The organism is Kaistella sp. (assembly GCF_032060305.1).
Lineage (GTDB): Bacteria > Bacteroidota > Bacteroidia > Flavobacteriales > Weeksellaceae > Kaistella > Kaistella yananensis.
Genome location: NZ_DAMBHK010000018.1, coordinates 16513 through 31182 on the forward strand (window position 1 = coordinate 16513; position 14670 = coordinate 31182).

Annotated in this window: 9 protein-coding genes; 5 read left to right on the forward strand and 4 right to left on the reverse strand. The window is 38.4% G+C overall.

From position 1 onward, the window contains the following. The first annotated feature begins 19 nt into the window (after positions 1-19). The gene (locus V5N63_RS04185) at positions 20-1537 is read left to right on the forward strand and encodes a carbon-nitrogen hydrolase family protein (protein ID WP_088469144.1); all 1518 of its coding nucleotides are present in this window, start codon (positions 20-22) and stop codon (positions 1535-1537) included. Between the two features lie 57 nt (positions 1538-1594). Here V5N63_RS04185 and V5N63_RS04190 read toward each other — a convergent pair whose 3' ends face one another. The 4 genes from V5N63_RS04190 to V5N63_RS04205 form a co-directional block, all read right to left on the reverse strand. After that, positions 1595-3772 carry a TonB-dependent receptor plug domain-containing protein gene (locus V5N63_RS04190; protein WP_332032945.1) on the reverse strand — a complete coding sequence of 726 codons (2178 nt, stop codon included), beginning with the start codon at positions 3770-3772 and terminating at the stop codon, positions 1595-1597. A gap of 285 nt (positions 3773-4057) precedes the next feature. After that, complete coding sequence (kdsA, locus tag V5N63_RS04195) at positions 4058-4867, reverse strand: 3-deoxy-8-phosphooctulonate synthase (RefSeq protein ID WP_332020131.1); 810 nt, start codon at positions 4865-4867, stop codon at positions 4058-4060. Positions 4868-4989: 122 nt separating this feature from the next. Beyond that, positions 4990-5514 carry a DUF1697 domain-containing protein gene (locus V5N63_RS04200; protein ID WP_332032935.1) on the reverse strand — a complete coding sequence of 175 codons (525 nt, stop codon included), beginning with the start codon at positions 5512-5514 and terminating at the stop codon, positions 4990-4992. A gap of 9 nt (positions 5515-5523) precedes the next feature. Next, positions 5524-9009, reverse strand: a complete 3486-nt coding sequence (locus V5N63_RS04205; protein ID WP_332032936.1) for a glycosyltransferase family 117 protein — start codon at positions 9007-9009, stop codon at positions 5524-5526. A gap of 202 nt (positions 9010-9211) precedes the next feature. Here V5N63_RS04205 and V5N63_RS04210 point away from each other — a divergent pair, with 202 nt between their 5' ends. The 4 genes from V5N63_RS04210 (at position 9212) to V5N63_RS04225 (ending at position 14488) form a co-directional block, all read left to right on the forward strand. Beyond that, entirely contained in the window at positions 9212-10249 is a 1038-nt protein-coding gene (locus V5N63_RS04210; RefSeq protein WP_332032937.1) for a PLP-dependent cysteine synthase family protein, read from the forward strand. Between the two features lie 112 nt (positions 10250-10361). Continuing rightward, on the forward strand, positions 10362-11636 hold the full coding sequence (locus V5N63_RS04215) for an aminotransferase class I/II-fold pyridoxal phosphate-dependent enzyme (RefSeq protein ID WP_332032938.1): 1275 nt from the start codon (positions 10362-10364) through the stop codon (positions 11634-11636). Positions 11637-11780: 144 nt separating this feature from the next. Continuing rightward, positions 11781-12191: a nucleoside diphosphate kinase regulator gene (gene rnk / locus V5N63_RS04220; RefSeq protein ID WP_332032939.1), complete on the forward strand. Its 411-nt coding sequence runs from the start codon at positions 11781-11783 to the stop codon at positions 12189-12191. Between the two features lie 107 nt (positions 12192-12298). Further along, entirely contained in the window at positions 12299-14488 is a 2190-nt protein-coding gene (locus V5N63_RS04225) for a B12-binding domain-containing radical SAM protein (protein ID WP_332032940.1), read from the forward strand. Positions 14489-14670: the final 182 nt, after the last annotated feature.

Consider the following 14670-nt stretch of genomic DNA (forward strand, 5'->3'; position numbering starts at 1 on the left):
ATTCAAAAACATAAAATATATGCAGATAGACATCAGAAAACTGGCCATTGAAGATTATGATGAGCTTAAAGAAACCATGCAGAAAGCCTATCCGGCAATGTCGGAAAATATTTGGTCTAAAAAAAGCATCCAAAAGCTGATCCGGATTTTCCGTGACGGACAGATTTGCATTACTGTGGATGGCAAAATTGCGGCGGTTGCACTATCACTCATCGTACAGTACGAGCTGTATGGCGATGATCATACATACAAAGAAATCACAGGAAATTACACTTTTAACACCCATTCGGAAACCGGAAATGTTTTGTACGGAATTGAAGTTTTTGTAGATCCCGAATTCAGAAAACTTCGCCTTGCCAGAAGACTTTATGATGTAAGGAAAGAACTGTGCGAAACCTTAAATTTAAAATCGATAATGGTGGGCGGCAGAATCCCGAATTATCACCTGTACAGTTCGGAACTTTCGCCAAGAGCCTATATCCAGAAAGTAAGAAATAAAGAAATTTATGATCCGGTGTTAAGCTTTCAGCTCGCCAATAATTTTTTGCCGGTAAGAATTCTCAAAAATTATTTACCGGAAGATCAGCATTCTGAACAAAACGCGGTGTTGCTTCAATGGAACAACATTTATTACAGCAAAAAGCCCAATACAATGCAGGATTCTGTCATTCGTCTGGGTTTGGTTCAGTGGCAGATGAGGCATTTTAAAAATCTGGATGCGTTTTTTGAGCAGGTAGAGTTTTTCGTGAATGTGATGGCAGATTATAAATCGGATTTCATCATGTTCCCGGAACTTTTCAACACGCCTTTACTTGCTCCTTTCAATCATCTGTCGGAACGTGAAAGTATGTTCAAACTCGCTGAGTTAACAGAAGAAATCAAACAGAAACTTTCGGAATTTGCCATCGGTTACAACATCAATATTGTTGGCGGAAGTATGCCAATTGTAGAAGATGGTGAACTTTACAATATCAGCTACCTGCTTCACCGTGACGGAAAAATTGATGAACACAGAAAAATTCACATCACACCCAATGAGAAAAAATATTACGGAATGAAAGGCGGCAACGAGATCAAAGTCATCGACACCGATTGTGGAAAAGTGGGATTGGTTATCTGTTATGATGTGGAATTTCCGGAACTGCCAAGGATTTTAGCAGATCAGGGGATGAAAATTTTATTTGTTCCTTATTTAACCGATACCCAAAATGCATACACCCGAGTTCGTCACTGCGCGGCGGCAAGAGCTATAGAAAATGAATGCTATGTTGCAATCGCCGGGTGTGTCGGGAATTTGCCGGGTGTAAATAATATGGACATCCAGTTCGGCCAGGCGGCGGTTTTTACGCCTTCGGATTTTGCTTTTCCGTCTAATGCCATTAAAGGTGAAGCTACCGCGAATACAGAAACCACACTGATTGTAGATGTAGATCTGAATCTACTGAAAGAACTGCATCATTATGGCGCTGTGCGGACAATGACAGACCGCAGATTGGATTTGTACGCCACGGTGAATTATAACAGTGATACAGAATAAAAATAAAATCCCGAAACTGTTTCAGTCTCGGGATTTTTTATGTTTTAAAATTCTTTTTTAAAGCTTAAATTCAAGTTTTACGTTGAAGAATCTGCCTGTTAACCGTACCGGAACCGGATAGTTGTAACCTGTAGAAACATCATTCACCCACTGGTTTGCAACCGTATTGCTGATATTAAATGCATTGAAAATCTGAACACCTAAAACCAGTTCATTGAAATTGCTCCAGAATCCCGAGTTAACTTTATTGTCTTTTTGATCAATGAAAACTTTAGATAAACCGATGTCAACTCTTTTATAAGAAGGTAAAGTCCTTTGGTATCTGTAGGGAGCTTCGAAATCAGGCTTTCCGTTTTCATCTAAAGAAATTGGTGTTCCTGAAGGTAGTCCGTTGGCATAAGTTAATGTTAGATTTACCCGCATTGATGGGAATTTCGGCATATAATCCTGATAAAACATCGAAAACCTGAACCGCGGATCTGTAGGTCTTGGGATATTTCCTTTTCCCTCAATATTTTCGTAAACCCGGGCGTAACTTGCAGAAATCCAAGAATCCACACCCGGAACAAATTCACCAAACAAACGGGTATCGAGTCCATAGGCATATCCTTCTGCATTGTTTTCACCGGAATAACGGATTCTCACATTATCCAAATAATATGGGATTAAATTATCCATTTTCTTGTAATAAGCCTCAGTCGTTAGTTTGAAAGGTCTGTCAACCATGCGGAACTCGTAATCATTGGATAAAATGACCTGCATGGAACGCTGGGATTTAATATTGGAATTAAAGTTTCCGTCCAGATCCTTGATTTCTTTATAAAATGGCGACTGGTAATAAATCCCTCCGGAAATTTTAAAGAGCATATCCATATCCCAGTTGGGTTTTATGGCAAACTGTGCTCTTGGAGAAATGATGGTTTCATCATTAAAATCCCAGTGAGAAGCACGAACTCCTGCATTCAGGAAAACCCTGTTTTCACCCCAGTAAAATTTCTTTGAAAACTGTGCATATCCTGAAAGTCTTGTAGGCTCAATATGATTTGCACCTGCGATATTATAACGCAAACGAAGCTGCGAAGGATCCAGAACACCAGGATTGGTATAATCTCTCGGCGTGCTGTAACCCAAAGAATCTACAAGCTGCCATTCATTAGTGAAGTCTTTCAGGTTTTCTTTTTCGAATTTTAAACCTACCTCGAAATCGGTGTTTACATCAGGTGAAAAACGTGTTTTCAGTTGTGAACCGTAGGTTTTTACCAATAAATCGTTTCTTGCATGATCGATTTGCCCACCAACATCGTAAGAGGTTATAGGAGCTCCCGTAATCGGGTCAAAAGTCTGCAGCAAGTAGGCAGAGGCAATGGTGTAATATTCTCGCTCGCGGTTTTGGTACGCAAAATTATCGAGCGTGAAAGTCCACTTTTTATTGGGTTTGAAATTGATGGATGCTGTACCCATCATATTTTTATACTGATCGTCTTCTTTTCCGTTGTAGAAAACGCTCAGTTTTAAAGGCGTCTGCAAACTTCCGAAATCCACTTCCTTTACTTTAGGAACCATTTCGTAATCGTTTTTACTCCAGTAACCGATAAAAGAAAAATCCCACTTATCGTTTAGTTTATAATTGATATACGACTGAAAATCCATGTACTGAGGATTGAAATCGGTATCTTCATTCAAAGTATTCAGAACAAGATTTGTATTTCTGTATCTCCCGGAAAACAAGGCAGAAAGCTTTTTATTCTTGCTTGCAAATCCCGTTGAAAGCCTGCCTCCAATTAAACTTGCCTCTCCCGAAACTTCAAATTTTGTAGGTTGTCTGTAATAAATATTCAGGGCTGAAGACATTTTATCACCATATTTTGCTTCAAAACCTCCGGCAGAAAAATTAATTGCCTGCACCATGTCGGGATTAATGATGCTCATCCCTTCCTGAAGGGAATTCCGGATAAGAAACGGGCGGTAAATTTCAATATCATTGATGTAAATAAGATTTTCATCATAGTTTCCACCGCGAACCATATATTGAGATGAAAGTTCGGTATTCGAGTTTACCGAGGGCAAAGTTTTGATGAGTCCCTCAACCCCACCTGAAAGTGAAGCCACCTGCTGCGCCTCTTTTGCAGAAATTTCTATAGAAGTTAAATCTGTTACTTTGGGTTTTCCTTTTTTCTGAAAAACCACTTCTTGAATCTGTGTTTCTCTCTCAGCATTTACAAACAGAACATTGATATTTTGAACTTTAGGCGTTGTTTTAACCGTTTTGGAAAAGTTTCTGAAATTTTCTTTCTGAACAGCAAGAACCTGCTCTGTATCTGCAATCGGAATCTTTACAAACCCATTTATATCGGTAAGAAAATTCTGGTTGTTATAAGATACGTTGGCCTGAGAAACCGGAGCGCCGTTTTCATCTAAAACCTTCAGACTGATTTGCGAAAACGCAAAAATAGGCGCAAATGCAAGGAGTAAAAGTGTTTTTTTCAATGCAGGAAATTTAGGTTTTTAAAGATAACAAAATTAAATAATGGCTTGCCGAACTCTTGTTAATTTTTGCAGTAAATCTTCAAGTTTATCAAGTTTAAGCATATTTGCCCCATCTGAAAGTGCGCAACTTGGATCAGGATGCGTTTCAATGAAAAGTCCGTCTGCACCTACAGCGATTCCTGCTTTTGCAATGGTTTCAATTAGTTCCGGGCGGCCGCCTGTAACACCTGAATTTTGGTTGGGCTGCTGCAGCGAATGGGTTACATCCAAAATTACCGGCGCATAATTCTGCATCGTAGGAATTCCTCTGAAATCGACTACCAGATCGGTGTAACCGAAAGAATTACCACGTTCGATGATGGCGGTTTTAGGGTTTCCGGAATCTGTCACTTTTTCTACCGCAAATTTCATGGATTCTGGGGATAGAAACTGCCCTTTTTTCAGCGTAACACATTTATTTGTTTTTGCAGCGGCGACCAACAAATCGGTTTGGCGAACCAAAAAAGCCGGAATCTGTAAAACATCTACATAATTTGCAGCTAAACCCGCATGTTCGTTTTCGTGAATATCAGTAGTGGTAGGAATATTGAAAGTCTCGCCAACTTTCTTCAGGATTTCCAGAGATTTTTCTTCACCGATCGTGGTGAAAGAATCTACCCGGCTGCGGTTTGCTTTTTTGAAACTTCCTTTGAAGATATAAGGAATTTCATATTTAGTGGTAAGTTCTACTACTTTTTCAGCGATTCTCAGCGCCATATCTTCACCTTCGATAATGCACGGACCGGCGATAAGGAAGAAGTTTTTGGAATCTTTATGCTGAATGTTTTCTAAGTATTGAATCATATTTATTCAAATTTTAATTTAACAAAAATACGGAAATTTTTTGCAGTTTCGGAGCAATGGATTTGCGGAGCGAAAAAGAAAAAACGGGCAATAACCCGTTTAAAGTATAAATTACAGCAACTTTATAATTTTTTAAGAATTCTTTCGAAAGTATTGATGTTTCGGGAAGTGATTTTGTCTTTCAATTTCTTTTTTCCTAAAACTTTCCCGAAAGTCGAACCTAAAGTATTTCCTTTTTGAATTTGCCAGTAAAATGTATCTGCAACAATTTGGGCATTTTCGTTTTCTGCCTTATCCGATTTCGAAAATTCTTCTATCAAAAGAGTTTCAACATCTTCAATTCCTACAAACGCATAAATATGAAGATCTTCGGCTTTGGTAAAAGGATTATTATTTACAATTTCTGAAATTTCGTTCTCGTTTTTTAGGAAAAGAAAAGCTTCATAATCGAAATACTCTGACATTGATTTCTCCAAAATGTTCTTCAGCTCCGAAGGTTTTTTATCTGATGAAAAGAGAATATTTCCGGAAGCCAAAACGCTACTTACCTCCTTCATTCCAGCGTCAGTAAACACGTTCATCACTTCCGCCATTTTCATGGAAGTTCCGTTTACATTGACACCGCGGAGAAAAGCACAGTATTTCATTGGTGAATTTTATTGCGTAGCCTTCATCATCGCATTGGTAATCTGGGCTTCTTTTTCTTTAGAATACGTAGAATCATAAGGATTCATCACATCAAATAAATAGGTGTAAAAAGGAGTAATAACCTGCACTTTTTCAGATTCTCTGAACGCCTTATCTTTACCCATTGTCTGCAGATTTTTCACGAAATCATTGAAGCGTTTATCGACCGTTTCAATGGATTTTAAAAGATACTGGTAGCCTTTTTCCTTCTGTCCGATTTTATTATAAGCATCGGAAACCGCGCCTACAACCAGTGAATACTCCATCGGTTTTGTACGCATCTGTTTCCCTGCAAAACGCTGTTCTTCGGGCGAAAGACTGGTGTAATAATCGTATTCGGTGAAAATTCCTTTTTTCAGTTCTTCGGCAAGTTTAATTCCTTTCGATTCCTGGCCGGCAACGATATATCCATAAACCATTGAGCTCAATGACCTCGGATCGTTGTATTTCTCCACAGGAATCTCGCGGGAAGCCATATCCAGAACTTCAAGGGCTTTTGATTTCTGTCCGGAAAGTGCCAAAGCTTCAGCGGCACGGCTTGCAGAACTTCTGTAGCTTACAATATTCTGTGTACAGGTTTCATCGAAATGAACATTTAAATCTTTGAAATTGCCCCAACTGTAATTTTTTACGGTATTATAAAGCGAATTTGCATCTACTCTTCCCATTTCCCCGTCTTCACGTTCCGGAGTGTTGATCGGAACCAGGCGGTAACTGAAACCGTCGAACTGTAGATAATCTCCAAGATAAAAAATGTTTTCAGGATCGTAAATTCCGCCTGTAGAGAAGTTTATCGGTCGGTTCCAATCGAAATTAGCAAGAATGTCCAGCAGAATCAAATTATTTTTGAACATACTGTTGCTCTTGTAATTGATGGTAATGTGGTCAACAGCCAGCGCTGCATCTTTTGCTTCAATAGTACCCGATTTCACTGCATTGGCTTTGTTTACCGGCAAAATAAATTTTGAAACCGGCAGGAAATTGAATTTCTCATATTTAGCTTCACCAAAGAGCATTTTTAGGATTTCATCTTTATCCTCAGACTTTACTTTAATGAAATCTATTGCTTCTTTCAGCGTCATAGAATCCTGGGTCATAAACTTCCTGAATCCTGCAAAAGCCGTTTCCGGAGCGCCCTGATCTTTCAGGTTGGCAAAAACGTTCTTCCAGTCCTCCGGGCTCATAAGGTAAATCTGATCGTTGGTTCCATCTCGGTAATCTTCATGATTTAATACTGACGGCACAGGCATCGAATTATACGTTCTTCTCTTCACCTGATCGATATTCCACGGGGTTGAAAGCAAGGTGAAATTCACAACTTTCACATCATCGCGCATGCCCGAAGTTTCCTGCATTCCCCAAATCGGGTACGTGTCATTATCGCCATATACAAAAAGGATATCATTTTTCGGAAGCGATTTCAATGTTGAATAAGCATAATCATAAGCTGCACTTCTGCCACTTCTGTCATGTACATTATAGTTCTGGAAACCCATCATGAAAGGTATTCCCATCAGTACAATTCCTGCCACTACATTTACAGCGTTTGATTTTATTTTTTCCTGAATAAACCACAGGATCGCTGCAGCACCGAGGCCAATCCATATGGAAAATGCGAAAAATGACCCCACCATCGCATAATCTCTTTCGCGAACTTCGAAGGGCTTCACTCCGGTGTAGAAAATAATTCCGACACTGGTGATGACAAAAAGCGAAAGTATCGCATAAAATCTACCGAAATCTCGGTTCAGCTGGAAGAAAAAACCAATTAGACCCAATAAAAGCGGTAAAAAGAAAAACGCAACAGTACTTTCATTTTTGAATTTTGCAGGCATTTTGCTTTGGTCACCCCACAAAGCATTGTCAACAAAAGGAATTCCTGAAATCCAGTTTCCGCGGTTGTTTTCCATGTGACCTTCAAGATCATTTTGTCTTCCAACAAAATTCCACATCAGATATCGCACAAAATAATAGCCGTTCTGGAAGGTGAAAAAGTAATCTAAATTCTGTGCTAAAGAAGGCTTCTGAACGTTGATTAAATTATAAGGTTTTACCTTCAGATAATCTTCAACTTTAATGCTTCCGTCTTCATACTTCTGGCGTAATTCCTCGTAAATCTGTTTTGCTTCCGGACTGTCGGCAACGTCTTCGTTGTCATAATTGAAAGAAAAATCCGGTGCGCCGTACATCGAGATATAGTTGGCCATCACTCCCTGATCTTCATTGAACATTCTCGGCATAAAACCAACATGAGCTTTGCTGTAAACGTAGTTATAACGGTCTCCTACTTTTCTGTAAGTACCGGTTTGTTCATCTTTTTCATATACATCGCCTGTTTTTTCGGTCTTATAGCTTCCGTCTTCATTTTTCTGAATTCCGTTGGCATCGAGATATGCCGTATAATTCTGTCCGTAAGAAGTTGGCCAATCGCCGTATTGCTCACGGTTATAATAATCGAGCATTCCAATCGCGTTATCAGGATTATTAAGGTTCATCGGAGGATTTGCAATAGCGCGAATCGGAATCACCATCCAGCAGGAAAAACCAATCACCATATAAACTACGGATAAAGCGGCAGTTTGATAAATACTTTTTCTTGATTTTTTAGCATAATTAATAGCAAAATAGCAGAACGCAATCAACAAAATAAATGCGATGATGGTTCCGGAATGGAAAGGAAGACCAATTCCGTTAACTGCAAAAATTTCCATTTTACCGAAAAGTGTCATGATTAAAGGGAAAATTCCTTTAAATACAATTCCTAAAATAATTAAAGTGAATACGTTTGCCCAAAGAAAACTTTTCCAGGTAAACGTATAGTTTCTTGCATAATAAATTAAACATACAGCCGGAATTGCAAGCATACACATCATGTGAACACCCACAGAAAGCCCAGTTACGAAGAAGATTAAGATAATCCACCGTTCGTTGTCGGAATCATGATATTCGTTTTCCCATTTGGTAATGAGCCAAAGTAAAAGAGCGATAAACATGGTAGCCATCGAGTAAACTTCGCCTTCAACAGCAGAAAACCAGAAGGTGTCGGAAAAAGTAAAACTTAAAGCTCCAATCGCTCCTGCGAATAAAATGGCAATTTCCTGATGTTTTGTAATTTCATTGAAATCTTTATTCAGAAGTCTGCGCACCAGATGCGTGATGATCCAGAACAGAAAAAGAACCGTAACTGCACTGAAAAGCGCCGACATGCCATTAATGACAATCGAATAATTATCACCGTTACCAAAAGCAAACATGGCTGCAACAGCTCCTACAAGCTGAAAAAGTGCTGCGCCTGGGGCATGGGTAACCTCCAGTTTTGCAGCGGAAGCGATATATTCTCCCGTATCCCAAAAACTGAAATTATGCTCTATCGTTGATAAATAGGTAACAAAAGCGATCGCAAAAATAACCCATCCTAAAATGGTATTCCATTGTTTAAAAGACCAATTTTTCATAAAAAATATTCAATGTTGCGAAAATAAGGTTTTTCTTTAATTATCTTTATAATTTAACAAAGATTAAGTGAATGTGCATCGAGTGTGGTTTATGAAAAATACATTTCTATTGTTCTGCAAATCAGAAAAAACTGTTTAAATTGTTGTATTATTTATTTTTTAGTATTTTTGCAGACGGTTTTATAGAGAAAAATGACGAAAAATGACTAATGTTCACGATAACATTCTTGGCTTAATTGGCAACACCCCATTGGTAAAACTCAATTCGGTTACCAAAGACATACCAGCAACAGTTTATGCTAAACTTGAATCTTATAATCCCGGCCATTCTACCAAAGACAGAATTGCAGTTCACATTATAGAAGCTGCGGAAAGAAAGGGCCTTATAAAACCGGGTTCAACGATTGTTGAAACTACATCCGGCAATACCGGATTTTCCATTGCGATGGTTTGTATCATTAAAGGTTATAAATGTATTCTTGCCGTAAGCAACAAAACAAAAAAGGAGAAAATTGCGTACCTGAAAGCTTTAGGCGCTACAGTTTACATCTGCCCTGCGAATGTTGCGGCTGATGATCCCAGGTCTTATTACAAAGTTGCTAAAAGAATCGCTTCAGAAACTCCTGATTCAATTTACATCAACCAATATTTCAATGAACTTAATATTGATGCACATTACCAAACAACCGGACCCGAAATTTGGGAACAGACCGGCGGAAAAATAACGCATCTTATTGCCTGCACAGGAACCGGCGGAACTTTATCAGGTTCAGCAAAATTCTTAAAAGAGAAAAATCCTAACATTAAAGTTATTGGTGTTGATGCTTCCGGTTCAATCTTAAAAGGTTTCCACGAAACAGGAAAAATCAATAAAGATGAAATTCATCCTTACCAAATCGAAGGCATGGGAAAAAATCTTATTCCTGCAGCATTATTATTCGATAAAGTAGATGAATTTGTTAGGGTTAACGACGAAATGTCCGCTTACAGAACACGTGAAATCGCCCTGAAAGAAGCCATTATGGGAGGATACACTACTGGTGCAGTAACGCAGGGACTTTTGCAGTATGCAAGTGCAAACGAATTTTCGAAAGACGATGTAGTGGTGGCAATTTATCCGGATCACGGTTCACGATACATCACTAAGGTATACAGTGATCAGTGGATGGAAGAACAGGGATTCATCAATAACTGTGTTCATAATTACGACGAAGTTTATAAAACAGAAATTATCTTGTAATTAAACTAAAAATTTACACAACAACCTTTTTGTAGCCTGCAAAAAGGTTTTTTTTGGTCAAATTTTGTTAACTTTGTTCTCTATATAAAAATTACAAAAATCTTATAAAATAATGACAGATATTTTTGATCGGTTACGTCAAAATCCAGGACCGCTCGGGCAGTTTGCAGATTACGCAGAAGGATATTTCGTTTTTCCTAAATTAGAAGGACCTATTGGCCCAAGAATGAGGTTTCAGGGCAGAGAAGTTGTTTTCTGGAGTGCCAATGATTATTTGGGACTTTGCAACCATCCCGAGGTTTTAGAAGCAGACGCGAAAGCTGCAGCAGAATTCGGTATGTTCTATCCGATGGGTGCACGCGCCATGTCTGGGGAAACTGAACAGCACCAGCAGTTAGAAAAAGAGCTTGCGGAATTTGTAGGTAAAGAATTAGCATATCTTTTAAACTTCGGTTATCAGGGAATGGTTTCTACCATCGACGCATTGGTAGGAAGACATGATGTGATCGTTTATGATGCCGACTCACATGCGTGTATCGTTGATGGTGTACGCCTTCACATGGGGAAAAGCTTCACTTATAAACATAATGACATTGCGAGTTTAGAGAAAAATCTAGCTCGTGCAACAAAAGTAGCAGAAGAACAAGGTGGCGGAATTTTAGTTATTACTGAAGGCGTTTTCGGAATGCGCGGAATGCAGGGAAAACTTAAAGAAATCTGCGAGTTAAAATCTAAATTTAACTTCAGACTTTTGGTAGATGATGCCCATGGTTTCGGAACTTTAGGAAAAACCGGCGCAGGTGCTGGTGAAGAGCAAGGTTGCCAGGATCAAATCGATGTTTATTTTTCAACTTTTGCAAAATCAATGGCTGGTTTCGGTGCATTTATCGCCGGTGATGCCGATATTATCAGAATTTTAAAATACAATTTACGTTCTCAGGTTTTTGCAAAATCTTTAACAATGCCAATGGTAATTGGAGGTTTGAAGAGACTGGAACTTCTGCGTTCAAGACCTGAAATCAAAGCTAAACTTTGGGAAAACGTAAATAAACTACAGAACGGATTAATCGAAAGAGGTTTCAATATTGGCGGTACAGATACCTGCGTAACCCCTGTAATGATGGAGGGTTCTACTGTAGAAGCTACCCTTCTGGTAAAAGACCTTAGAGAAAACTATGGAATCTTCACTTCAGTAGTAATTTATCCGGTAATTCCTAAAGGAATGATTCTACTGAGACTTATCCCAACCGCATCGCACACTGATGCTGAGATTAATGAAACCCTGGATGCTTTCGATGCGATCCACGATAAATTAACCTCCGGATTCTACAAAGAGCAAGAGCAGAAATTACTTGAAGAAAAGGGTTTATCCTTTAAATCAACATAGAATTTTTCAGTATTTATATTTTTATATAAGCCGCCTGAAAAATTCAGGCGGTTTTATATTACCCGAATGTCAGTATTTAATGTTAACAATAATGCAAGCATATCGAATTATAAATTAATCACATATTTTAAAAAAAATAGCAAGATGAAACAAATTTTAATCACCAAAAACGATTTCACCAGAATTCATAAATCCATCAGTGATGCTAAACAAAACAACACCATTAAAAAAGAGGAAGCAGAAAAATTACTGAAAGAACTGCATTCAGCCAAAGTGATGCCTTCAGAAGAAATTCCGTCGGATGTAGTGACGATGAATTCTATTGTAAAATTTCATTTCGAAAACAATAAGAAAGAAATGCAGTTTCAGATTGTATATCCTGCGCAGGCAGATTTCAAAAATGGCAAAGTTTCTATTTTTTCTCCTGTTGCTGCTGCTTTAATCGGTTACGGAGTTAATGATGAAATCGACTGGATTGTGCCTTCCGGAATGACTAAAATTATCATCGATGAGATTATTTACCAGCCCGAAGCTGCCGGAGATTTTGATTTGTAAGAACGCAAAATCCATATAACAAGATTCAAAACCGCCGGTTTCTGCTGGCGGTTTCTGTAATAAAGAAATCTTTAATCTGAAAGATTTAAATTTGCAAAAATATTCCTTTGAAAGAACTTCTGCTCATCACGCCACCTTTTACGCAGCTCAACACCCCATACCCTGCCACAGCTTATTTAAAAGGCTTTCTTAACACCAAAGAAATCGCAAGTTTCCAGATGGATTTGGGAATTGAAGTTATTTTGAAGGTTTTTTCTCAACACGGTCTTCAGAATGTATTTAGTAAAAAATTGGAAGTACAGAAACTTTCAGAAAATGCCAGGCGAATCTTGGCTTTGAAGGATGAATACATCAAAACCATTGAACAGGTTATTCTGTTTTTGCAGGGTCACAATCCCACTTTAGTGAGACAGGTTTGCAGCATGAATTTTCTGCCCGAAGCGTCGCGTTTCAATACGATTGATGATTTGGAGTTTGCTTTCGGAAACATGGGCTTGCAAGACAAAGCCAAACATCTCTGCACGCTTTATTTAGAAGATATTGCAGATTTTATTGTTGAATGTATTGATGAGAATTTCGGATTCAGTCGATATGCAGAACGCTTGGGACGCAGCGCGAATTCCTTTGATGAACTCTATGAAAAACTTTCTGATTCCCCTACTTTCATTGATGAAATTACATTAGCAACCCTCAAAGAAAAAATGGAATACATACAACCGAAAATGGTTTGTTTTTCGGTTCCTTTTCCGGGAAATTTATATTCCGCGTTTCGATGTGCAAAATTCATCAAACAAAATTACCCAGAAACAAAGGTTGCCATGGGCGGCGGCTTTCCAAATACTGAACTAAGAGAATTAAAAGACAAAAGAGTTTTTGAATTTTTCGATTATATTACCCTGGATGACGGCGAACTTCCGATTGAACTTTTGCATCAAAATCTCAGTAATCAGGGCGACTTAGGAGATTATAAAAGAACTTTTCTGCTTGAAAATGGCGAAGTAATCTATAAGAATAATTCCCTTAAAACAGACTATAAACAGTCTGAAATCGGAACTCCCGATTATTCCGATTTGCAGCTCCAACACTATATTTCCGTCATAGAAATCGCGAATCCTATGCACAGTTTATGGAGCGACGGAAGATGGAACAAGCTTACCATGGCCCACGGTTGTTATTGGGGGAAATGCACGTTCTGCGACATTTCTCTTGATTATATCAGATTATACGAACCGGTATCGGCAAAAATATTGGTAGACCGGATGCAGGAATTAATTACGAAAACGGGTGAAACGGGATTTCACTTTGTAGACGAAGCCGCTCCACCGGCGCTTATGAGGGAAGTTGCTTTAGAAATTCTTCGCAGAAATTTAGTCGTTACCTGGTGGACAAACATTAGATTTGAAAAAAATTTCAGCAGAGATTTATGTTATCTGCTGAAATTATCTGGCTGTGTAGCTGTTTCCGGTGGGTTGGAAGTTGCCAGCGACCGGCTTTTGAAACTTATCGACAAAGGAGTTTCGGTAGAACAAGTCGCAAAAGTCACACGCAATTTCACGGAAGCAGGAATTATGGTTCACTCCTATTTAATGTATGGTTTCCCGACGCAAACGGTTCAGGAAACGGTAGATTCGCTCGAAATGGTTCGCCAGCTTTTTGAAATGGGAATTCTGCAAAGTGGATTCTGGCATCAGTTTTCGATGACTGCTCACTCGCCAATCGGGCAAAACCCTGACGAATTCGGTGTTTCACCGCTGAAGAAAGAAATTTTATTTGCCAATAACGATGTTGATTTTACTGATAAAACTGGAATCGATCACAGTAAATTCGGTTATGCATTGAAAAAATCGCTGTTTAATTATATGCATGGGATTAATTTTGAAATACCGCTTCAGGAGTGGTTCGATTTTAAAATTCCAAGAACAACAATACATCCGGATTATATCCACGACTCCTTGTTGGAAACTGAAGATTTTAAAATCAAAGGAAATTCAAAAATAATTTTCCTGAGTAAAAATCCGGTTGCGGAAGATTTTGTAAAAACAAAAAAAGGAAATTCCCGAAACATTACCCAACTTACTTTTCATCTTAAAACCAATATCGTAAAAATTGAACTGGATCAGAAAAAAGCTTATTGGCTTTTGAAGATGATGCAGGAAAATTCAATAGCAAAACCACAGAAAATTACGCTTCAATACCTCAAAAATAATTTCGAGGAAAATTTTGAAGATTTTGAACTGTTTTGGTTTTCGAAACCTTTGAAACAGCTCAAGGAAAATGGAATTATTTTAAGTCTATAAGCAAAATTGTCAACCAAATAAAAATCCCGTCCTTTTAAAGAACGGGATTTTATTATGTGTAAAGGTGAGTTATTCAGCGAGAATAATTCCTTTATTGTTACTGAATTCGATTACACCACTTTTCACCGGGAAAGAAAATACGCTTTCTTTTTCGTTTTCTTTCGTGAAATTTTTCGCGTATT